11 protein-coding genes and 1 tRNA gene are annotated in these 22,372 nt (G+C 68.4%); 3 read left to right on the top strand and 9 right to left on the bottom strand.

Features of this window, described 5'->3' with window-relative positions:
- The 3 genes from VGF12_RS12085 to VGF12_RS12075 all read right to left on the bottom strand — a co-directional run.
- Positions 1–2,230, bottom strand: a 2,230-nt coding sequence (locus tag VGF12_RS12085; RefSeq protein ID WP_331176287.1) for a CHASE domain-containing protein, incomplete at its 3' end; no start/stop codon positions are given.
- Positions 2,227–4,794, bottom strand: coding sequence for an ABC transporter permease (locus VGF12_RS12080; protein ID WP_331176286.1), 2,568 nt, complete (start codon positions 4,792–4,794; stop codon positions 2,227–2,229). The genes VGF12_RS12080 and VGF12_RS12085, both read right to left, overlap by 4 nt.
- An 88-nt stretch (positions 4,795–4,882) precedes the next feature.
- The gene (locus VGF12_RS12075) at positions 4,883–5,974 is read right to left on the bottom strand and encodes an alpha/beta hydrolase (protein ID WP_331176285.1); all 1,092 of its coding nucleotides are present in this window, start codon (positions 5,972–5,974) and stop codon (positions 4,883–4,885) included.
- 300 nt (positions 5,975–6,274) lie between these two features.
- On the opposite strand from VGF12_RS12075, the gene VGF12_RS12070 reads away from it, so the two are divergent.
- Positions 6,275–6,348 (top strand) — tRNA-Gly (locus VGF12_RS12070).
- 200 nt (positions 6,349–6,548) lie between these two features.
- Here the strand turns inward: VGF12_RS12070 and VGF12_RS12065 are convergent.
- From VGF12_RS12065 to VGF12_RS12055, 3 genes are all read right to left on the bottom strand, one after another.
- Complete coding sequence (locus tag VGF12_RS12065; protein WP_331176284.1) at positions 6,549–7,481, bottom strand: diguanylate cyclase; 933 nt, start codon at positions 7,479–7,481, stop codon at positions 6,549–6,551.
- Positions 7,478–10,078, bottom strand: coding sequence for a response regulator (locus VGF12_RS12060; RefSeq protein ID WP_331176283.1), 2,601 nt, complete (start codon positions 10,076–10,078; stop codon positions 7,478–7,480). Before VGF12_RS12060 ends, VGF12_RS12065 begins: the two co-directional genes overlap by 4 nt.
- Before the next feature lie 185 nt (positions 10,079–10,263).
- Positions 10,264–11,946 carry a bifunctional metallophosphatase/5'-nucleotidase gene (locus VGF12_RS12055; protein WP_331176282.1) on the bottom strand — a complete coding sequence of 561 codons (1,683 nt, stop codon included), beginning with the start codon at positions 11,944–11,946 and terminating at the stop codon, positions 10,264–10,266.
- A 436-nt stretch (positions 11,947–12,382) separates the two neighbouring features.
- Between VGF12_RS12055 and VGF12_RS12050 the strand changes: the two genes are divergently transcribed.
- Positions 12,383–15,751 carry a TonB-dependent receptor gene (locus tag VGF12_RS12050; RefSeq protein ID WP_331176281.1) on the top strand — a complete coding sequence of 1,123 codons (3,369 nt, stop codon included), beginning with the start codon at positions 12,383–12,385 and terminating at the stop codon, positions 15,749–15,751.
- A gap of 108 nt (positions 15,752–15,859) precedes the next feature.
- Here the strand turns inward: VGF12_RS12050 and VGF12_RS12045 are convergent, their stop codons facing one another.
- A complete protein-coding gene (locus VGF12_RS12045) occupies positions 15,860–17,344 on the bottom strand; it encodes an NAD-dependent succinate-semialdehyde dehydrogenase (protein WP_331176280.1) in 1,485 nt (494 codons plus the stop codon).
- A 106-nt stretch (positions 17,345–17,450) separates the two neighbouring features.
- On the opposite strand from VGF12_RS12045, the gene alaS reads away from it, so the two are divergent.
- A complete protein-coding gene (gene alaS, locus VGF12_RS12040; RefSeq protein WP_331176279.1) occupies positions 17,451–20,078 on the top strand; it encodes an alanine--tRNA ligase in 2,628 nt (875 codons plus the stop codon).
- A gap of 67 nt (positions 20,079–20,145) precedes the next feature.
- On the opposite strand, the gene VGF12_RS12035 is transcribed toward alaS, so the two are convergent.
- Together VGF12_RS12035 and VGF12_RS12030 are read right to left on the bottom strand one after the other, a co-directional pair.
- Complete coding sequence (locus tag VGF12_RS12035) at positions 20,146–20,670, bottom strand: chemotaxis protein CheW (protein WP_331176278.1); 525 nt, start codon at positions 20,668–20,670, stop codon at positions 20,146–20,148.
- 28 nt (positions 20,671–20,698) lie between these two features.
- On the bottom strand, positions 20,699–22,372 hold a 1,674-nt coding region (locus VGF12_RS12030; protein ID WP_331176277.1), incomplete at its 5' end, for a chemotaxis protein CheA.

Here is a 22,372-nt window from a genome sequence, read left to right as displayed (position 1 = left end):
TGATCATCTCCAGCAGATGCCAGCCGGCCTGCGCGATCTGCTGTGCGCGGGTGCGCTGCGCCGGGGGCAGCGGCTCGCCGGCGTCCATCTGCATCAGCTGCGTGAAGCCGAGGATGGCGTTCATCGGCGTGCGCAGCTCGTGGCTCATGCGCGACAGGAACTCGTTCTTGGCCTGGTTGGCCGCCTCGGCGGCCTCGCGGGCGCGGCCCAGCTCCTCGAGGCGCAGCTGGTCGGTGATGTCCTCGACGATGCCCACCAGCCGGTGCGGCCTCCCGTCCGTGCCGCGCAGCAGGCTGACAATGGAGCGCACGTGGACGACGCTGCCGTCCGGCCGCACATAGCGCTTCAGGCGCCGGTAGAACGGGATCTCGCCACGCATCAGCCGGCGCGCCAGGCGGATGTCCTCGCGGCGATCATCGGCATGGGTCAGGTCGACAGAGCGCTGGGTCGCCAGCGCCTCGGCCGAATAGCCGACCAGATTGCAGAAGTGCGCGTTGACCTCCTGGAAGCCGCCATTCAGGTCGGTGAAGGCGATGCCGATGGGCGCCGTCTCGAAGATGCTCTGGAAGCGCCGTTCGCTCTGGCTCAGCGCGCGCTCGCCCTGGGCGCGGCTGGCGACTTCGCGCTCCAATGCCGCCGTGCGCTCCTTCACGAGGGCTTCGACGTGCTGGGTGCGTCCCGACATCAGCAGCAGCAGCGCGCCGACCATGGCAGTAGCGAGCAGGCCCACCAGCGCAAAGGCCCAACTGCGCCCCGGCGCAGGCGCCAGGCCGGGCAGGTCGTAGATGCGCACTTCCCATTGCCGGCCGCCGAACTCCAGCGGCAACTTGATCAGCGGCAAGGCCGAGCCGCTGCCGCGCTGGACGGCATCGCAACCCAGGCGGCCGGCCAGCCGCGGGTAGAGGGCGTCCGGATCCAGGTCGACGAGGCAGGCGCCCAGATGCTCGGGCCAGCCCGCGGACAGCCGCGAGAGCAGCAGGTCGGGCCGCAGCGTCGTGAAGACGACGCCGTCCAGGGCGGCTTCGCCGCGCTGCTCCTGGCCCCGGTAGAGCGGCTGGTAGATGACGATGCCGACGGCGGCTTCCCGGTCCTGCGACAGCTGGATGCCCGCCGACGCGGTCGGCCGCCCCGTGGCGGCTGCCTTCTCTACGGCCGCCCGTGCGCCGGGCACGGTGCGCACATTGATGCCCAGCGCGCCGGTGTTGCGCGACAGGGGCTCGACAAGGCGGATGGCCATCATGTCCTCGTCCGCCGGCGGGCGCAGGTCGCCGGCGCGCAGCCGGTCGCGGGCCTGGAAGCCGCCGGGGAAGGCATCGGCCGCCGCAGCGGCGTTGAAGCGCCCGATGTCCGCGCGTGCGACGCGCTGGGCCAGCCCCAGCGCGATCAACGGGCTGTCCTCGGTGAGGAAGCCGCTGGTGGCATGGGCGAACTCCGCCCGCGTCGGCAGCGGCTTGAGTTTGAGCATGCCGTGCAGGCCTTCCAGTGCCAGCAGCGGCTCGCGCAGGCGGCCGGCGAGGGCTTGGGCCGCGCTCGTCGCGTCGCGCGTGAAATCAGCGCGGTTGCGCTGGCGGTCCCATTCGACCGTGGCCGCCACGCCCATCCCCACCAGCAGTGTCGTCAGCAGCATGGGCAGGCCCACGCTCAGCCGGCGTGTCGCCCAGGCGTCGCGCGGCTTGCCGAACAGCGCCAGCGTGATGGGCGTGGCGATCAGCACGCCCATCAGGTCGCCCGTCCACCACACCATCCAGACGATGCCCATCTGCGCAGTGGCGATGGTGTCGGTCGCAACCAGCGCCAGCGTCGCGCAGCTCGGGCTGACCAGCCCCGCCAGCGTGACGGCCCCCAGATAGCCACCCACCTCGCGCGGGGACGCCAGCACCAGTGGTCGGCCGCACCAGCGCCGGATCAGCAGCGTGCCCACGGCGCCCTGGGCCGCGGCGCCCACCGCGATCCCCGCGGCCAGCGGCAGCACCTGGTCGCTGAGGTTGCCGAGCATCGCGGCCTGCACGATGAAGGAGCCCAGGGCCACGGCCGGCAGATAGCGCAGCCCCAGTACCAGCAGGACCGCCAGGCCCCAGCCGGCGGCCGGGTAGATGGGCGCCACCTCGTAGGGGGGCAGCACCATCAGCAGGCCCAGCCGGCCCAGCAGCAGGTAGACGACGGTGATGCCGGCCGACAGTGCCAGGTAGCGGCCGGCGTCGCGGGCGCGCAAGCCGCCGGCGGTCGTCATTCGGCCTGGGCCTCGCGCAGCGTCTGCACCACCGGGCGCTGCAACACGCTGCGCAGGCTCCACCAGCCGGCGCTCCAGGCCAGCAGGGCGCCCACCACCGCGCTTGCCAGGGGGACCCAGGGCTTGATCTCCCAGTCGAACTGGAAGACGAAGCGGGCCAGCAGTGCCGCCAGCACCAACGCCACCGCACCCGCCAGGAAGCCTGCCAGCGCGCCGACGCCCAGCAGCTCGACGCGCTGCACTTGTGCCAGCAGCGAGGACGGTGCGCCCAAGGCGCGCATCAGCGCGAACTCGCGTGTGCGGGCTTCGCGAGTACTGCCCACGGCGGCAAGAAGCACGACCAGGCCAGTCGCCAGCGTGAAGCCGAACAGGAACTGCACGGCCTGGATGACCTGGTTCAGCACGCCCTGCACCTGATTGAGCTGGGCCGACACATCAATGACGGTCAGATTGGGGAACTGCCGGGCCAGCTCGCGGTCCAGCTTGGAGGCCGGCGGGCTGCGGTAGGCGGCGATCTGGGTGGCCGGCAGGTCGGGCAGCTCGGCCGCCTCGAATAGCACGAAGAAATTGACCCGCATCGACGACCAGTCCACCTTGCGCAGACTGGTGACGCGGCCCTGCACCGGCTGGCCGGCGATGTCGAAGGCCAGCGTGTCGCCGAGCTTGAGCCCCAGCGTCTGCGCCAGGCCTTCTTCCACGCTCATGCCCATCTCGCCCGGCTTCGCGTCGCCCCAGCGGCCGGCCACGATCTGGTTGTGCGCCGGCTGCGTGGCCGTGTGGCTGAGGTTGAACTCGCGCTCGGCCAGGCGCTGGGCACGCTCCTCGGCGAAGCGCCGGCCCTGCACGGCCTCCTCGTTGATCGTCGTCAGCCGGCCGCGGATCATGGGATACCAGTCGTAGTCCTGCACGCCGGCCCCGGTCAGCGTCTTGCGAAAGGCCTCGGCCTGGTCGGGCTGGATGTTGATGACGAAGCGGTCAGGCGCCGACGCTGGCGTGGCCTGGCGCCAGCTGGAGATCAGATCCGTGCGCAGCAGCACCAGCAGCGCCAGCGCGAGCAGGCCCACGGCAAGTGACGCCACCTGCATGACGGCAAAGCCCGGGCGCGCGGCGACTTGGCGCGTTGCCAGCAGCAGCCACCGCGGCACGCCCGCGCCGCTGACGTTGCTGGGCACGACGCGCCTCAGCAGCTTCACGGCACCCCAGGCCAGCAGCGCGAACAAAAGCACCGCGCCCGCAAAGCCCGCGGCGGCGATGCCGCCCAGCATCAGGTCGCCGGCCAGCACCACGAGGATGGCTGCCAGGCCCACGACGCCCGCGCCCAGCACCAGCAGCGAGCCGGTCTTGGGTGCGCCCAGGTCGCGGCGGATCACGCGCAGCGGCGGCACGGCCGCCAGCTGCAGCACCGGTGGCAGCCCGAAGCCCAGGAGCAACGAAAGCCCCAGTCCCAGCCCCAGCAGCGCCGGCCAGATGCTGGGCGGCGGCAGGCTCACGCTGACGAGGCCCGCCAGCAGCGACACGAAGACTTGATGCAGGCCCAGGCCCACGAGGACGCCGGCCAGGCTCGCGCCCACGCCGGCCAGTGCGAACTCCAGGCCGTAGGCCCAGGCGATGCGCCGCTGGGGCTGGCCCAGCACGCGCAGCATGGCGCAGGCGTCCAGGTGGCGGGCCGCGAAGTCGCGCGCCGCCAGCGCCACGGCCACAGCCGCCAGCAGGGCCGACAACATGGCAACGAGGCGCAGGAAGCGCGCCGCGCGGTCCAGCGTTTGGCGCATCTCAGGCCGCCCGGATTCGAGCGACTCGAGCCGCACGCCGCGCAGCTTGTCCTTCTCGACCAGTTGCTCGGCCGCGGCGACAAAGCGGCGCACCGCGTCCGGCGCGGCATCGGGGCCGGGCACCAGGGCCATGCGGTAGGTGATGCGGCTGGCCGGCTGCACCAGGTGGGTGGCGGCCAGATCGGACTCGGCCAGCAGCACGCGTGGCGCGAAGTTCATGAAGCCGGCACCGCGGTCGGGTTCGGTCTCGATGAGGGCGCTCACCTGAAGCTGGCTGTCGCCCAGCAGCAGCGGGTCGCCGAGCTTCAGCCCCAGGCCGTCGGCCACGGCCGGATCCACCCAGACTTCACCGGGCGCCGGCGCGCCGCCGCGGCCGGGGAGGGCCTCGCGCAGTGCAATGCGGCCGCGCAGCGGATAGCCATCGCTGACGGCCTTGACGGCGGCGAGCCGGCTCTCTCCGCCCTGGGCCTCGGTCGCGCGCGCCATGCTCGGGAAGGTCGCGCTGCGTACCGTCGTCAGCTTCAGATCACGGGCCAGGTCGACCAGAGGCTGGGGCGTGGGCTGGTCGCTGGCGACGACAGCGTCCCCACCCAGCAACTGGGCCGCATCGCGGCGCAGCCCCTGGTCCAGCCGGTCCGACAGGAAGGCCACCGCACACAGCGCCGCGACGGCCAGCATGACGGCCAACATCAGCAGCCGCAGCTCGCCGGCTCGCCAGTCCCGCAGCAGCTGCCGCCATGCGACGGCCAGGGTGGAGGGGGGGCGCTGGGCGGGCGAGGCTGGGGACTTCATGCGCGTGACTTTAGCGGCGCGCACAGGATGCGGCCGCGAGTCATGCGAAAGCTGCAGGCCGGCACCTCGGCCCGCAGCGCGTGGTCGCTCAGACCGGCTTGCTCATGCCCTTGAAGATGAAGGGCAGGGCCTCCCGCAGCGTTGCCTGCCAGACCGGCCAGTCATGGTCGCCATTCAGGATGCGCAGCTCGGCCTTGATGGACGATACGCGGGACACGCGGTTGAACAGCAGGTGCGCCTCCATGTCGATGTCGTTCATCGCCTCGGCCGGGTCGCTCTCTTTCCACTCGTCGTCCCCGGCGGAGATGAAGAGGTTCAGCGGCAGTTTCTTGGCCGCGAATGTCGGCAGCAGGGCCGGATAGGTCTTGCTGCGATAGATCTCGTCGACGAACAGCGTGTTGCCGCTGCCAAAGGCACCGAACTCGCGCGTGCTGGAGCCAGCGGGCGGCAGTGGCGTATAGATGGCCGGGCTCATGACGATGCTGGCGCAGAACCGCTCGGGGTAGGCCAGCGCGTAGCGCAGTGCGCCATAGGCACCCATCGAATAGCCGGCCAGCGCGCGGGCCTCGCGCTGCGGCAGCGTGCGGTAGTTCGCGTCGATGTAGGGCAGCAGTTCGGTGATGAACGCGGTTTCGACCTTGGCGCCCGGCAGCGTGCTGCTGGTGTAGGCCGAGTCAACGTAGTAGCCGCCGCGGTTGCTGGAGGGCGCATCCGGCATGACGCCGATGAAGGCCGGGATGGTGCCGGCAGCGATCAGCTCGTCGAACATCGTCTGGTTGCGGCCCCAGGCGGAGAGCGTGTCTCCGCGGCCGTGCAGCATGTAGACGACCGGGTAGCGCAGGCCCGATGTGGCGTAGCCGGGAGGGAGGTAGATTTTGACCCAGCTCTCATCGTTGAGAGCCGTCGAGCGGTAGTGGATTTCGGTGATGGAGCTCGGCCCCGCCGAGGAAGGCGGCGGCGGCGGTGGGGGCGGCGTGGACGGTGTCGGCGTGACGATCGCTGGCAAGCCACCGTCGCCGCCACCACAGGCGGTGACGCCCAGACCGCCCAGTCCCGCCAGCATGAGGCCGCGTCGGCTGAGGCTGGGCGAAGGCGGCTGCGTGATGGCGGCAGGGGTGGGTTGCGGCCCGGGGCTCGCTCGGTCGACGGCGAGGTCCGGCTCGTCTTTCAGGGGGGGCATGCGGTCTCCTTGTTGTTGGGAGGCCGAGTCTCCGGGCGGCTCCGGCTCGGATGAAGGGGAGACCGCTTGGTTCACAAGATAGGTTTCGTTTGGTCAGACCGGTTCGCCGGGCGACCCGCCGCCTGCACCTGGACCGTCCGTCCGAAGGCCGCTTCAAGCGGGCCGCCATTCGAGCAGCAGGCAGATGGAGATTTTCGGCATGGCCATCGATGACCGCCAGGAGGCCAACTGCGGGCGCAGCAAGTTTGAAACTTCGGTCGGCGACGTGCTTGCCAAAGCGCACCTAGAATCATCGCCCATGCGGGTGTAGTTCAATGGTAGAACTTCAGCTTCCCAAGCTGACTACGTGGGTTCGATTCCCATCACCCGCTCCAGACAGCAAAGTCCCTTTTTCAGTCCGATCCCACGCGCCGACGCCGCGCAAAGCGCCTGAGCACCATGCCTCGCAACGCAAGTCGCGAGGCATTTCTTCTGATGGGCTCCGTCCGAGGCGAGCGCGGCGACGCAATGACTCCGTTCCCCGGGGCGCGCGACGAATCGAGGGCTCCGCGCGCGCCCTGGCTCGCCGTCAGCCTCAAACCCAGCTCACCCGCCCCCGGCCCGCCGCCTTGGCGAGGTACAAGGCCCGGTCCGCCGCTTCGACCAGCCCCTGCGCTTGCGTCCCGGCCGACACGCCCAGACTGATGGTCACGCAGCCCTCCACGCCCGGATGCGGCAGGGCCAACGCGCGCACGGCGTCCTCCATTTGCTGGGCCACGGCGATCGCGCCCGCCAGGTCGGTGTCCGGCAACAGGCAGATGAACTCCTCGCCACCAAAGCGGGCCAGCAGGTCGGTGGGACGCCGCAGGCAGGTCCTGAGCGCTGCGGCGACGCGCCGCAGGCAGTCGTCGCCTGCGAGATGGCCCAGTGCGTCGTTGTAGCGCTTGAAGTGATCGACGTCGGCCAGCGCGATGGCCAGCGGCGCGCGGGTGCGCTGGGCGCGGCGGACCTCGGCGCTGAAGCGCTCGTCGAAGTGGCGGCGGTTGTGCACGCCGGTCAGGCCGTCGACGAAGGCCAGCTCGCGCAGCAGGTCGGCCTGGGCCTTGAGCGTCAGCTGGGTGCGCACGCGAGCGCGCACGACGGTGGGATTGAAAGGCTTGGTGATGAAGTCGGCCGCGCCGGCATCCAGCGCGCGCGTCTCGTCCTCGGGCCGGCTTTGCGCGGTGACGAAGATGACGGCGATGGAGCTCAGCAGCGGGTCGGCCTTCAACTCGGCGCAGAGTTCGTGGCCATCCATGCCGGGCATCTGCACGTCCAGCAGCACGACGTCGGGCTGGCGCGTCCGGCAGAGCTGCAGCGCACGGGCGCCGTCGGTGGCCATCAACACTTGGCAATCGGCGGCGAAGACGCGATGCAGGGCCTGGATGTTGACGGGCTGGTCGTCGACGATGAGCAGTCGCGGCCGCCGGCCGGGCGGTGCCTGGCCGGGCTGCAGCGGCGTCTGGCCGGGCTGGGAGAGCTGCATCATGCCCGGACCTCCAGCGTGTCGCGCAGCTGCCGGCACAGGCTCAGCGCAGCGGGGAAGTCGAGGACGGCCATGGCGGCAGCCAGCGGCACGGCCGTGGCGGCCGGGAGTTGGGGGTGCAGGGCCTCGTACGCATCCAGGGCTTCGAGATCGGCGCCGTCCAGCAGCGCGGCAAGGGCGTCCAGCTGGTGCGCGAGCGTGCCCGGCGACGCCGGGGAGACCGTCACGGCGTGCTCATCGTGTGAGGCCTGGCGGGCCTGCAAGGCGGCGGCCAGGCGGTCCAGCGCGGCGAGGTCGGCCTCCCGGCGGGCCAGGAAGCGGCGGTGCCAGTCGGTGTCCGCCAGAGTGGCATGTTCGCCCTCGGCCGCCAGGGCGGCCAGTTCGCTGGCGCCGAGCATGGCGGCCAGGCCCCGGTAGCCATGCAGACCGCGGGTGGCGCTGCGGCCGCCCTGGGCGAGGGCATGGGCGAGCTTGCGGTCCTGCTCGTGCAGAGCGGCCAGCGTGCGCTCGAACAGCTCGACGCGGCCCGACATGCGCGCCAGTGCCTCGGCCAGCGCAATGCCTGCACGGCCCGCATCGGTGAGCACGGCCGGTGGCAGCTCGGCGGTCTCGGTGCGTGCGGCGGCCGGCGCCGCACCGCAGCGACGCCGCAGCACGGCGACGAGGGTGTCGGGGTCGAAGGGCTTGCCAATGTGCTCATCCATGCCGGCGGCCAGGCAGGCCTGGCGCTCGGTGTCCAGCGCGGCGGCGGTCATCGCGATGATGGGGAGTGTCAGGCCGAGCTGGCGGCGGATAAGCCGGGTTGCCGTCATGCCGTCCATGACCGGCATCTGCACGTCCATCAGCACGGCGTCGAAGCCGCGACGGCCGCGCGTCTGGGCGAGCAGGGTCAGGGCTTGCCTGCCGTCGGTGGCGAGTGTGACGGCGGCGCCTTCGAGCTCCATCAGCTCGCGCGTGACCTGCTGGTTGCCAGGGTTGTCTTCGACAAGCAGCAGGTTGAGGTTGGCGAGGCGCTGCGGGGCGGCCTCGGGCGGCGTGCCGGCGTTGCTGCGGGCCTGTCTGGCCGAGGCGACAGCCTGGCTCAGCTGCGCGGCCGTGACGGGCTTGACGAGGAAGCCGTCGAGCAGGGCCTGCTCCGCGGCGCTGCGCTGAGCCAGGCGTTCGCGGTCATGGCTGGTGACCATAAGGATCAGCGGCCCTGGGCCGAGGCGCTCGCGCAGCCGCACCGCGGTCTGCCAGCCATCCATGCCCGACATGATCCAGTCGAGCAGCACGACCTCCGGTGCATCGTCCGCCACGCGTTCCAGCGCCTCGGCCCCGCCGGCCGCCAGTCGCACCTGCCAGCCCAGGGTCGCGGCCAGCGTACCGATGATGCGGCGGGCCTCGGCGTGGTCGTCGATGACGAGCACCTTCAGGGCCTCGCCGTTCTCGCGCGGCGCCGGCACGGCCTCGTCGACAGGCAGGGGGAAGCTCAGTGTGAAGCCGAAGCAACTGCCCGCCCCTGGCGTGCTCTCGACGTGGATGTCGCCGCCCATCAGGCGCACAAGGCGGCGGCTGATGGCCAGGCCCAGACCGGTGCCACCGAAGCGCCGCGCCGTCGAGGCCTCGGCCTGGCTGAAGCCGGAGAAGATGCGTTGCTGCTGTTCGGGCGGGATGCCGATGCCCGTATCGCGCACGGTGAAGTCGAGCACGACGTGGCCGGCGGTCCGTGCCGCCTGGGTGATGCGCAGCACGACCTCGCCGGCCGGGGTGAACTTGATCGCGTTGCCCGCCAGGTTGACGAGGACCTGCTGCAGACGCAGCGCATCGGCCACGATGACGGGCGGCAGATCGGGGTCGAGGTCAAAGAGCAGTTCCAGCTCGCGCTTGTCGACGTTGGCGGCCAGGATCACGGAGAGGTCGCGCAGCAGTTCGTCCAGCCGTGTCGGATGCGGATCCAGGCTGAGGCGGCCGGCCTCGATCTTGGAGAAGTCCAGCACGTCGTTGAGCAGGCCCAGCAGGCCGCGCGCTGCGCCCTCGCTCTTGACGGCGTAGTCGCGCTGGCGGGCGTCCAGCGACGTCTTCTGCAGCAGGCGCAGCATGCCCAGCACGGCGTTCAACGGCGTGCGGATCTCGTGACTCATGTTGGCCAGGAAGCGCGACTTGGCCTGCGAAGCGCGCTCGGCAGCAAGGCGGGCCTGGGCCTGGGGCGCGAGGTCCAGGCAGGTCAGCACCAGGCCGCCCGGCACCGAGGACGTCTCGGGCAGCGGCGCGGTGCGGGCCTCGATGAGGCGGTCACCCGTTCGGTAGGTCTCGAGGCGGTTGGGGCGCTGATCGTGGCCGAGGGCGAGGGCGGCCTCGACGGCGGCCTGGGCCTGTTCGCCCTGGCCGTAGTCGCCACGGGCGGCGAAGAAGAGGATGAGGTCGTCGAAGCGCAGTGGTGGCTCTTCGAACAGCGAGGCCGGCACGTTCAGCAGCCGCTCGAACTCGGCGTTGTGCACGAGCAGGCGGCGCTCTGCGTCGAAGACGGCCAGGCCGCAGGGGAGGTGCGCGATGACCTCGCGCAAAAGCGGGCTGGCGGGGGCGCCCTGATCAGGGCCACCCAGGGCGTTCGCGGCCAACGGAGCGGCCCTAGGCGGGCCGTCCGAGCCTTCCTGCATGTCCCATGCCGCCATCGCTCCCCCGACCCGCTAACGCCCGGCGCGCAAGGCCGAGCATTTCGAGTCTAGGGCGGGCGTGTCAACGCGCCGGGACCGGGTAGCTACAAGAAGTTACAGGTTTGCCCTAGGGTTTTTGCATCAGCCTTTCAGTTCCGCACGATGCGGCCGGGCGCGGCCTGCGAGACAGCCTGTGGGTTGTCGCGCAGCAGCTCGACGAGGGCGTCGATGTCGGTGCCGAGCACCGCGCGGTCCCGACCATGCTTGAAGCCGGCCTGGGCATCGCCACCTTCAGACAGGAAGTTGTTGACGATGACGCGGTAGTCCCGGGTGCGGTTCAGGGGCTGGCCGTCAACGAGGATTTCGCCGAGCTGGGGCACGCCATCGGCGCCCTTGCGCCAGTGATAGCGCAGCGTGGACGAGGGTTGCAGCATCCGCGGTGCGGCGTCACCCTTCGGCAACTGGCGTTGCAGGATGTCCCAGAGCTGTTGGCCGGTCAGCGTCAGCGCGACGATGTCGTTGCCGAAGGGCTGGATGGCGAGCAGGTCGCTCATCGTCGTGGCCTTGCCGGGATCGACGTTAAGGTCGGCGCGGATGCCGCCCGAGTTCATGAAGGCAATATCGGCCGGGCCCTGCTTGCGGGCATAGAGGAGCTGGCTGTCGGCGATCAGATTGCCCAGCCAGGAGTCGCCGTTCGGCTCTTTCGCGTGTCGGGTCGCGCCGCGCGGCAGCGTGGCAACCGGCTTGCTGCGTGCGGCCTGGGTCAGCGCGGCGGCCTGGGCGACCAGGTTGGCCAGGGCCGGGTTGGGCGCGTAGACGGACTGCAGCACCGGGTGGTTGACGGCCTGGGCGTCCAGCACCCGGCCGGTGGCGTCGAGCTTGAGGTGCGTCTCGGTGATCCAGCCGCCGTAGCTGCCGCCTTGGACGACGAGGCGGCCGTTGATCTTGCAGGTGTAGGCCTGGTGGGTATGGCCGCCGATGATGATGGCGTAGGCCGGGTCCAGCCGCTTGGCGATGTCCAGCACGCGGCCGCTCAGCGTCGGGCAGGCGTAGGTGGGGTCGTTGGCGCTGCTGCCGGGACCTTGCACGCCGCCTTCGTGCATGACGGCCACGAGCACCTGGGCCCCTTCGGCCTTGAGTTGCGGGACGAGGGCGTTGAGTGTGTCGGCCTCGTCGGCGAAGCGAATGCCCTTGATCGCCCGGGCGACGATGACCTGGGGGGTGTCGAGCGTTGCGACGCCGGCGATGGCGACCTTGAAGCCGGCCGACGGCTTCATCACGTGCGTCGGCAGCAGCGGCTTGCCGGTGTTGGCGTCCAGGACGTTGGCGCCCAGGTAGGGGAAGCCGGGACCCTTGAAGCCGGGCCACAGGCATTCCGTCGGCGCGCATTCGCCGCGCGCCTTGCGCAGCAGCTCAGGCAGACCGGCGTCGAGTTCGTGGTTGCCCAGCGCACTGGCCGAGATGTCGAGCTGCGACAGCGCCGCGAGCGTCGGCTCGTCGCGCAGCAGGCTGGAGATCAGCGGCGACGCGCCGATCAGGTCTCCGCCGGCGACGACGATGGAATCGGGGTACTTGGCGCGCAACGTCGACATCGCCGTGGCCAGGTGGGCCACACCACCCGCGGGCTGTGCCTTGACCTCGCCCGTGGCGGGATCGGCCACCCGCGGCATCAGTGGCGTGGGTTGGGCGGGCTGGATGTTGCCGTGGAAGTCGTTGATGGAGAACAGCGTCAGTTCGGCCGTCCTGGGGGTGGGCTGTGTGGCGCAGCCGGCGAGCAGCAGGGCGCCGAAGAGCAGGCCGGCGCCGAGGCGCAAGGAGGGGATGGGGACCATGGCGGGGAGGGGCTTGAAGAAGGGCGCGATCTTAGAAGTGGGTTTGTTGCCCGAGTTTGTCGCGGATTCGCGACAAGGCCACACAGGCTCTCAATGTTTACATTGCCGAAAAAATAGCACCAACATGGTGCATTGCGCCGCGAAATCGATGGAAATCACTGTGCAGATACCCCGTGCGGCGGGGCGTTCGGGGCGCACTGTCGCGGTCTGACGACGCACTGCCCCGGTGCTCCTGCCTCGGCTGCGTGTCGAAAAATGGCCACTTCTGACTTACCCGTAAAGTTCTGTCACAGAAAGTCATGACAATTCCGTTCACCGTCGCCCCCCGTCCCCCTGCTGGGCCGGGCGCCGCGACCACGGCAAGCGCGCTTCATGACGTTTCCGTGACCGTTTTCGACATCAGCCGCGCCCCGCGCGCACAACAGGAGTGATTGGGATGAGCAACAGGTTTGGGTCTGGATTCCCGCTATCGGCGCTGTGCGCCGCCGTCGCCATCGTGGCCGCAGCGCCCGCCATGGCGCAGAACACGACGGCGGCTGTCGCCGGCCGTGTCACGGCCGCGGATGGCAAGCCGGTGGCTGGTGCCACGGTGACCATCTTGCACCGTGAGTCCGGTTCGTCGAACACGCAGGTGACTGATGCCGAAGGCCGCTATGGCGCCCGGGGCCTGCGCGTGGGTGGCCCCTACACCATCACCGTGAGCAAGGGTTCCGATCGCAGCGTCCGTGAAGACGTCTACCTGCAGCTGGCCGAAACCACCAACTTCGACGTGGCGCTGGGCGCCAACCAGCTCGAAGCCGTGGTCGTCACCGGCAGCGCCGCCGCGAACAGCAAGTTCGCCAGCACCGCCATGGGTTCGGGCACCAACCTGAGCCGCGCGGATATGGACAACTTCGCGTCCATCAGCCGCAGCCTGGCCGACTACGCCCGCACGGACCCGCGCCTGTCGCAGACCGACAAGGAGCGTGGCGACATCTCCGCCGCCGGCCAGAACGCCCGCTTCAACTCCGTCACCATCGACGGCGTGCGCGTCAACGACACCTTCGGCCTGGAATCCAACGGCCTGCCGACGCTGAAGCAGCCGATCTCGATCGATGCCATCCAGGCAGTGCAGGTCAACATCTCCAACTACGACGTTACCCAGCAGGGCTATACCGGCGCCAACATCAACGCCGTCACCAAGTCCGGCACGAACGAGTTCAAGGGCAGCGTCTACTACGTCTACCGCGACGCCAACATGGCGGGTGACCGCTACAACCGCCAAGCCGGCACCACCTTCAAGACCCCGTCCTTCAAGGAAGACCTGAAGGGCTTCACCCTTGGCGGCCCGATCATCAAGGACAAGCTGTTCTTCTTCGCCAGCTACGAAGAACTCAAGAGCAGCCGCAACGCCCCCAGCTTCGGCCCGGTGGGCAGCGCGCAGGCCAACGTCGGCATCACCAACGAACAGATCGCCGCCGCCCAGAAGGTGGCCTCCGATATCTACAAGATCGACATCGGCAGCATGGCCATCCCCACCGGCGTGCAGCTGGTGGCCAAGGACACCCTGCTCAAGCTCGACTGGAACATCTCCGAAAAGCACAAGGCCAACCTGCGCTACACGAAGTCGGAAGAGAGCAACCCGATCTTCCCGGGCTTCAGCAACACGATCCTGACCATGTCCTCGCACTGGTACAGCCAGGACAAGACCCTCGAGACCCTGGTGGGCCAGCTGTTCTCCGACTGGACGGACACCTTCTCCACCGAGCTGAAGGTCTCGAAGCGCGATTACGCGAGCGACCCGAAGAACAACAGCGACCTGCCGCAGATCAGCCTGGTCTGGACGACGCCGGCCCCGACCGGTACCGCCACCGGTAACCGCACGCTGCGCTTCGGCACGGAGTCCAGCCGCCATTTCAACAGCCTCAAGACCAAGACGCTGGACGCCTACTTCGCCGGCAACCTGCTGCTTGACGATCACGAGATCAAGGCTGGTGTCGACCTGCAGCGCAACGAGATCTTCAACGCCTTCCTGCAGAACACCAAGGGCACCTACACCTTCAGCGGCACCGACCCGGTCGAGCTGTGGAAGAACAGCGTGGTGAATGCCTACACGGTGCAGATGCCGCTGAACGGCAACACGCTGACTGACGGCGCCGCCAACTGGACGTTGAGCAATGTGGGCGTGTTCATCCAGGACACCTGGAACGTCAGCAAGCGCCTGACCCTGACGGGCGGCGTGCGCGTCGACATGCTCAGCACGGGTGACAGCCCGAAGGCCAACGCGGCGGCCTCGGCCCCCATGATCGCCGGCAACCCGGCCACGAATACGCGCCAGTCCGGCGGCTTCGGCTACGACAACACCCGCACGCTGGACGGCGAAAAGCTGTTCCAGCCGCGCTTCGGCTTCAACTACGCGTTGGATCCGGTGGACAAGCGCAAGTCGCAGGTCCGCGGCGGCTTCGGTCTCTTCATGGGCTCGGCGGCCTCGGTCTGGCTGACCAACCCCTACCAAAACACCGGCGTCACCACCGCCAACTTCAGCTGCAGCGGCACGACGACGCCTTGCGCGAACATCAAGTTCTCGCCCAACACCGGCGCGCAACCGGCGGTCACGGGCACGCCGCCGGCAGCCAATGTGGACTTCATTGGTCCGAACACGAGCCAGCCTTCGGTCTGGAAGATGAACCTGGCCTGGGACGGTGAACTGCCCTGGTTCGGTCTGGTGGCCGGTGCCGAGTTGCTGCACACCAGCGTCAACAAGGGCCTGTACTACAAGCACCTGAACCTGGGTACCGTGACCCGCACGTCTCCCGTCGACGGTCGTGACATGTTCTACAACGCCGGCGGCTCCAACCCGCTGTGCTTTGCCGGCAATGCCAACGACACCAACCCGAGCGGCTGCCTGAGCAACAAGTCGCTCAGCAACCTGTCCTACGGCACGGTCACCGTCGTCGAGAACACGAAGAAGGGCAGCGGCAATGCGCTGACCCTGTCGCTGAACGCTCCCACGCGTAACGGCTTCGGCTGGGGCGTGGCCTACACCCGCACGAGCGCCACGGAAGTCAGCCCGCTGACCTCCTCGACCTCGAACTCGAACTGGTTGAACCGTTCCATCTTCAACCCGAACGAGGAAGTGGCGGCCAACTCGGCTTCGCTGATCCGCAACCGCTTCAACGCCCAGATGAACTTCTCCAAGGCGTTCTTCGGCAAGTACAAGACGAGCTTCGGCGTCGTCTACGAAGGTCGTGAAGGCCGTCCGTACAGCTGGGTCTTCGCCAACGACATGAACGGCGACGGCGTGTCCGGCAACGACCTGCTGTACATCCCGAAGGGTCCGGGCTCCGGCGAAGTGCTGTTCCGTCTGCCCACCACCGCAGGCATCACGTCGCAGGCCGCTCTGACTGCTTACCAGCAGCAGACTGCCTCGGCTGCGGAAGCGAAGTTCTGGTCCATCGTCGACAGCGAACCGGGTCTGCGCAACTTCAAGGGTGGCGTTGTGGGTCGTAACACGGCCTTCGCCAAGTTCACGAACAGCTTCGACGTCCGCATCAGCCAGGAAGTGCCCGGCCTGTTCAACAACAACAAGGGTGTGCTGACGCTGGACATCCTGAACTTCGGCAACCTGATCAACAAGCGCTGGGGCCGCATCGACGAAGCGCCGTTCGGCGCCGGCAGCAGCCGCACCTTCGTGCGCTACGCCGGTATCGACTCGGCCACGGGCAAGATGATCTACTCGGTCAACGACCCGCAGGACTTCATCAACAAGCAGACCCGTGGCGAATCGTCGTGGGCCATGCAGGTGACGGGCCGCTACGAGTTCTAAGAGCGAGCAAGAAATGGCCGAGCCGCGTCAAGGGCTCGGCCAAAAAAAGGGGCCCGACTGACGGGCCCTTTTCTTTTGTCTGCGCGGACGATCACGCCCGGTGCAGGGCTACTTCTGGATGTCGCCCAGGCAGAGGTACTTCACCTCCACGTAGTCCTCGATGCCTTGCCGCCCGCCCTCGCGGCCCAGGCCGGACTGCTTGACCCCGCCGAAGGGCACCTCGGCCGTCGAGATCAGGCCAGTGTTGATGCCCACCATGCCGTACTCCAGCGCCTCTCCAACGCGGAAGATGCGGCCGATGTCGCGACTGTAGAAGTAGCTGGCCAGGCCGAACTCGGTCGAGTTGGCGAGCCGGATTGCGTCCTCTTCGGTCTGGAACTTGAAGACCGGCGCGACGGGGCCGAAGGTCTCCTCGCGCGAGCACAGCATCTGCGGCGTCGCGTCGGCCAGCAGCGTGGGTTCGAAGAAGTTGCCGCCCGCCGTCTCGATGCGCTTGCCACCGGTCAGCAGCTTGGCGCCCAGCGCGATGGCGTCAGCCACGTGCGTCTCGACTTTCTGCATCGCCTGGTCGTCGATGAGCGGGCCGACGTTGACGCCGGATTCAAACCCGTTGCCCGTCTTCAGCGCGCCGACCTTTGCCGCGAACTTCTCCAGGAAGGCGTCGTAGACCCCCGCCTGCACATAGATGCGGTTGGCGCAGACGCAGGTCTGGCCGGCATTGCGGTACTTGCTGGCCAGGGCGCCGTCGACGGCGGAGTCCAGGTCGGCGTCATCGAAGACGATGAAGGGGGCGTTGCCGCCCAGCTCCAGGCTGAGCTTCTTGATCGTCGGTGCGCACTGGGCCATCAGGATGCGACCCACCTCGGTGGAGCCGGTGAAGGACAGATGGCGCACGACGTCGCTTTCGCACAGCAGCTTGCCGATCTCGACGGACTGCGCGGCATCGGCCGTCAGCACGTTCAGCACCCCGGACGGCATGCCGGCGCGCTGGGCCAGTTCGGCGACGGCCAGCGCCGTCAGCGGCGTGGCCTCGGCCGGCTTGATGATGACGGTGCAGCCCGCAGCCAGTGCAGGGGCAACCTTGCGCGTGATCATCGCCAGCGGAAAGTTCCACGGTGTGATGGCGGCACAGACGCCCACGGCTTGCTTGATGACGAGGTAGCGCTTGCCGGGGTCCGTCGTCGGGATGGTCTCGCCGTAGACGCGCTTGCCTTCCTCGGCGAACCAGTCGAGGAAGCTCGCGCCGTAGACGACTTCGCCGCGCGCCTCGGCCAACGGCTTGCCCTGTTCGGCAGTCATCAGCCGAGCCAGGTCGTCGGCGTGCTTGACCAGCAACTGCTGCCAGCGCACCAGCACGGCGGCACGCTCCTTGGCCGGCTTGCCGCGCCAGGCATTCAGTGCGTTGGCGGCCGCGGCAATGGCCGTGTCGGCATCGGTGCGGCCCAGATTGGGTACCTGGGCCAGTTCCCGGCCGGTGGCGGGGTCGGTCACGGTGAAGCTGGTGGCGCCGGTCACCCATTCGCCATTGATCAGCGCCTGGCTGCGCAGCAGGCTGGCGTCGTCGAGCGCGGCCAGCGGGGAATTCGGGTCCATCGGGGATCTCCAGAGGGGTTTGAACATCACTCTACCCGCGGCACGTAAAGCCCCCTCTCTACAATCGCCCCTCTTTGTCACTGACCTTTTCCAGGAAGCCCCCGGGATGAAAGCCGCCGAGATCCGCCAGACCTTTCTGAAGTTCTTCGAGTCGAAAGGCCACCAGATCGTCGCCTCCAGCCCCGTGGTGCCGGGCGACGACCCGACGCTGCTGTTCACGAACGCGGGCATGAACCAGTTCAAGGACGTCTTCCTGGGCTTCGACAAGCGCTCTTACACGCGCGCGACGACCAGCCAGAAGTGCATCCGCGCCGGCGGCAAGCACAACGACCTGGACAACGTCGGCTACACGGCGCGCCACCACACCTTCTTCGAGATGCTGGGCAACTTCAGCTTCGGCGACTACTTCAAGAAGGACGCCATTGCCTATGCCTGGGAGCTGCTGACCGTCCACTTCAAGCTGCCGGCTGAAAAGCTCTGGGTCACCGTTTACGCCGAGGACGACGAGGCCTATGAGATCTGGAACAAGCAGGTCGGCGTGCCCGCTGAGCGCATCGTGCGCATCGGCGACAACAAGGGCGCGCGCTACATGTCCGACAACTTCTGGATGATGGGCGACACGGGCCCCTGCGGCCCTTGCACCGAGATCTTCTACGACCACGGCCCCGAGGTCGCCGGCGGCCCTCCGGGCAGCCCGGACGAGGATGGCGACCGTTACATCGAGATCTGGAACAACGTCTTCATGCAGTTCAACCGGACTGATGACGGCGTCATGCACCCGCTGCCCAAGCCCAGTGTGGATACCGGCATGGGGCTGGAGCGTCTGGCTGCGGTGCTGCAGCACGTGCACTCCAACTATGAGATCGACACCTTTGTGAACCTGCTCGCCGCGGCCAAGAAGGCCGTGGACGAGGCGGCCGGGGGTGGCAACTGCGATGCCGACAGCCCTTCGCTGAAGGTCATCGCCGACCACATCCGCGCCTGCTCGTTCACCGTCGTCGATGGTGTCATCCCCGGCAATGCCGGCCGCGGCTACGTGCTGCGCCGCATCGCCCGCCGCGCCATCCGCCACGGCTACAAGCTGGGCGCGCGCACGCCGTTCTTCCACAAGCTGGTGGCCGCGCTGGCGGCCGAGATGGGAGACGCCTATCCCGAGCTGCGCCAGTCCCAGGGCCGCGTGACCGACGTGCTGAAGCAGGAGGAGGAGCGCTTTTTCCAGACCATCGCCACCGGCATGGAGATCCTCGAAGGCGCGCTTGCCAAGGGTGGCAACGTTGACGGCGACACGGCCTTCAAGCTGCATGACACCTATGGATTCCCGGTCGACCTGACCGCCGACGTCTGCCGCGAGCGCGGCGTGTCGGTGGACGAGGCCCGCTTCAACGAGTTGCTGGAAGAGCAGAAGAACCGTGCCCGCGCCGCCGGCAAGTTCAAAATGGCCCAGGGCCTGGCCTACAGTGGCGTCCCGACCAGCTTCCACGGCTACGAACATCTGGTCTGCGAGACCGCCAAGGTCACGGCCGTCTACGTCGATGGCGCTCCGGTCGACGAGGCCCAGGCCGGCGACGACGCCGTCATCGTGCTGGACCACACCCCCTTCTATGCCGAGAGCGGCGGCCAGGTTGGCGATGCCGGCGAGCTGCGCAATGGCGCGACGCGTGTGGTCGTCGAGGACACGGTCAAGATCCAGGCCGACGTGTTCGGCCACCACGGCCGCGTGACCGAAGGCTCGGTCAAGGTCGGCGACGTGTTCACGGCCCGCGTCGATGCCGAGCGCCGCGCCAGGACCGTGCGCAATCACAGCGCCACCCATTTGATGCACAAAGCCTTGCGCGAGGTGCTGGGTGCCCATGTGCAGCAAAAGGGCTCGCTGGTGAACGCCGAACGCACGCGCTTCGACTTCGCGCATAACGCGCCGCTGACGGCCGAAGAGATCCGCGAGATCGAGTCGCTCGTGAACGCCGAGGTCCTGGCCAATGCGGGCGCGAACGCGCAGGTCATGGCGCTGGACGATGCGCAGAAGTCCGGTGCGATGATGTTGTTCGGCGAGAAGTACGGCGACACGGTGCGCGTGCTCAGCATCGGCTCTTCCAAGGAGCTTTGCGGCGGCACGCACGTGAAGGCCACAGGTGACATCGGCCTGTTCAAGATCGTCGCCGAGTCGGGCGTCGCGGCCGGCATCCGCCGTGTCGAGGCCGTCACCGGGGACAACGCCCTGGCCTATCTCCAGTCGCTTGAGACGACGGTGCAGGGGGCGGCCATGACGCTGAAGACCTCGCCGCACGAACTGGGTGCTCGCCTGCATGCCGTGCTGGACCAGATCAAGTCCCTGGAAAAAGAGCTTGCCGCCGCCAAGAGCAAGCTGGCATCGGCCCAGGGCGATGAGCTGCTGGCTCAGGCCGTCGACGTGAAGGGCCTGAAGGTGCTCGCCGCCAGGCTGGAAGGTGCCGACGCCAAGACGCTGCGCGAGACCATGGACAAGCTCAAGGACAAGCTCAAGACCGCTGCCATCGTGCTGGCGGCCGTGGACGGGGACAAGGTTCAGCTGGCGGCCGGCGTGACGGCCGACAGCATTGGCAAGGTCAAGGCTGGCGAGCTGGTCAACTTTGTCGCCCAGCAGGTGGGCGGCAAGGGCGGCGGCAAGCCCGACATGGCCATGGCGGGCGGCACTCAGCCGGCCGGCGTGCCGGCGGCCTTGCAGAGCGTCGCAGCCTGGGTGGCCGAACGCGTCTGAAGACGAACTTCGCGCAATGAAGAACGGGCGGCCTGCGGGCCGCCCGTTTTGCTTGATGGCGCAGCCTTTATGCGGCGATGGCTGCGTCCATCAGGCCCATCTCGGCGCTGCTCATCAGGCCTTCGATATCCATCAGGATCAGCATGCGGTCGGCCACCGAGCCGATGCCGGTGATGAAGCTGGTGTCCACCGAGGAGGTGTTCAGCTCCGGTGCCGGCTTGATCGCGTCGCGGCTCAGCTCCAGCACGTCGGAAACCGAGTCCACCACCGCACCGACGACGCGGTTCTTCACGTTCAGCACGATGACAACCGTGAAGCTGTTGTACTCGGCGCTGGGGCAACCCAGCTTCAGGCGCAGGTCGACGATGGGGACGATGACGCCGCGCAGGTTGACGACGCCCTTGATGAAATCCGGCGCGTTGGCGATGCGCGTGGGGGCTTCGTAGGAACGGATCTCCTGGACCTTCAGGATGTCGATGCCGTATTCCTCCGAGCCGAGCCGGAAAGTCAGGTATTCGCCGCTCTTGGGGCCTGCGGACTGGGCCGTGACGGCACCTTGCTGGCGCAGGGCGGGGACGTTGCTGGCTTCCATGTGGACCTCTCTATCTGGGTTGAATTGTTTAGTGGCGCGAGCGGCGCACCAGGCTGCCGACGTCCAGAATCAGTGCGACGCGGCCGTCACCCATGATGGTGGCGCCCGACACATCGCTGACCTTGCGGTAGTTCGCTTCGAGGTTCTTCACCACGACCTGCTGCTGGCCGAGCAGCTCGTCCACGAGCAGCGCGACGCGGCCGCCCTCGGCTTCCACGACGACCATGATGGACGACACGTGCTCGAAATCGAATCGCGGCACGTCGAAGACCTTCTCGAGCTCGATGACGGGCATGTACTCGTCACGCACCTCGACGACGCGACCCGAGCCGGCGACCGTCTTGATCGTGTCGGCCTGCACCTGGAACGACTCGACGACGCTGGACAGCGGCAGGATGTAGCACTCGTCGCCCACGCCGACGCTCATGCCGTCCATGATGGCCAGCGTCAGCGGCAGGCGCACGGACACCTTCATGCCGTAGCCCTCTGCGGAGTCGATTTCGACCGTACCGCCCAGCGAGGTGATGTTCTTCTTCACGACGTCCATGCCCACACCGCGGCCGGACACGTCGGTGACGACATCGGCCGTCGAGAAGCCGGGCGCGAAGATCAGGTTCCAGCACTCGGCGTCGGTCATCGTGTCCGGCGCATCGATGCCCTTCTCGCGGGCCTTCTTGATGAGCTTCTCGCGGTTCAGGCCGCGGCCATCGTCGCGAACTTCAATGACGATACTGCCGCCCTGGTGGGAGGCGACCAGCGTGATCGTGCCCTGCTCGGGCTTGCCGCGCGCGAGGCGGTCCTCCGGCATCTCGATGCCGTGATCACAGCTGTTGCGCACCAGGTGAGTCAGCGGATCGGTGATCTTCTCGACCAGGCTCTTGTCCAGCTCAGTGGCCTCACCCTGCGTGACCAGTTCGACCTTCTTGCCCAGCTTGGCGGCCAGGTCGCGCAGCATGCGCGGGAAGCGGTTGAACACCGTCGACATCGGAATCATCCGGATCGACATGACGGACTCTTGCAGGTCGCGGGTGTTGCGTTCAAGGTCGGCCAGGCCGCTGGTGAGCTGCTGGTACAGCGCCGGGTCCAGCTCGCGACTGTTCTGGGCCAGCATGGCCTGGGTGATGACGAGCTCGCCGACGAGGTTGATGAGCTGGTCCACCTTCTCGATGGAGACGCGCAGCGTGGTCTGGTCCAGGCCGCCGCCGGCGGGCTTGGCATCGGTCCGCGCCGGCGTGGCCGCGCGCGCCGGCACGATGGCGGCGGTGGGCTTGGCCTCTTCTGTGGCGGGGGCGCTGGCGCCAGCCGGCACGCCGGGGGCGTTGTCGAAGAAGCCGTAGCCGGGGTCGGTGGACGGCGGCTCGGCCGGCGGTGCGCCGGGCGCACCTTCGTGGAAGCCGAAGCCGGGTCCGAGAGGCATCAGCTTGACCTGTTCACGGGCGACGTGGAAGGTGAAGAGGTCCAGCAGGTCGTTGTCGGTGGAGCTGGTCAGCACCTTGAAGCGGCGCATGCCGTCGGCGCTCTGGCCGGCATCCAGCGGCTCGATGGTGCCGAGGTCGGTGATTTCCTTGAACAGCTCGACGAGGTTGTCGGCCAGGCTGATGTCGGTCAGCGGGCCGACCTGCAGCTCCAGCAGGCGCGTGCCGGGGTTGGCCGGCGTCGGCGCAGGCGCGGCTGCGGCGGGAGCCGGGGCCGGGGCTGCCAC

Origin of the sequence: Roseateles sp. (assembly GCF_036404855.1) — a bacterium.
Classification (GTDB): Bacteria; Pseudomonadota; Gammaproteobacteria; order Burkholderiales; family Burkholderiaceae_C; genus Pelomonas.
The sequence above is the reverse complement of the archived record's forward strand: the minus strand, read 5'-3'. Positions and strand labels throughout refer to the sequence as shown.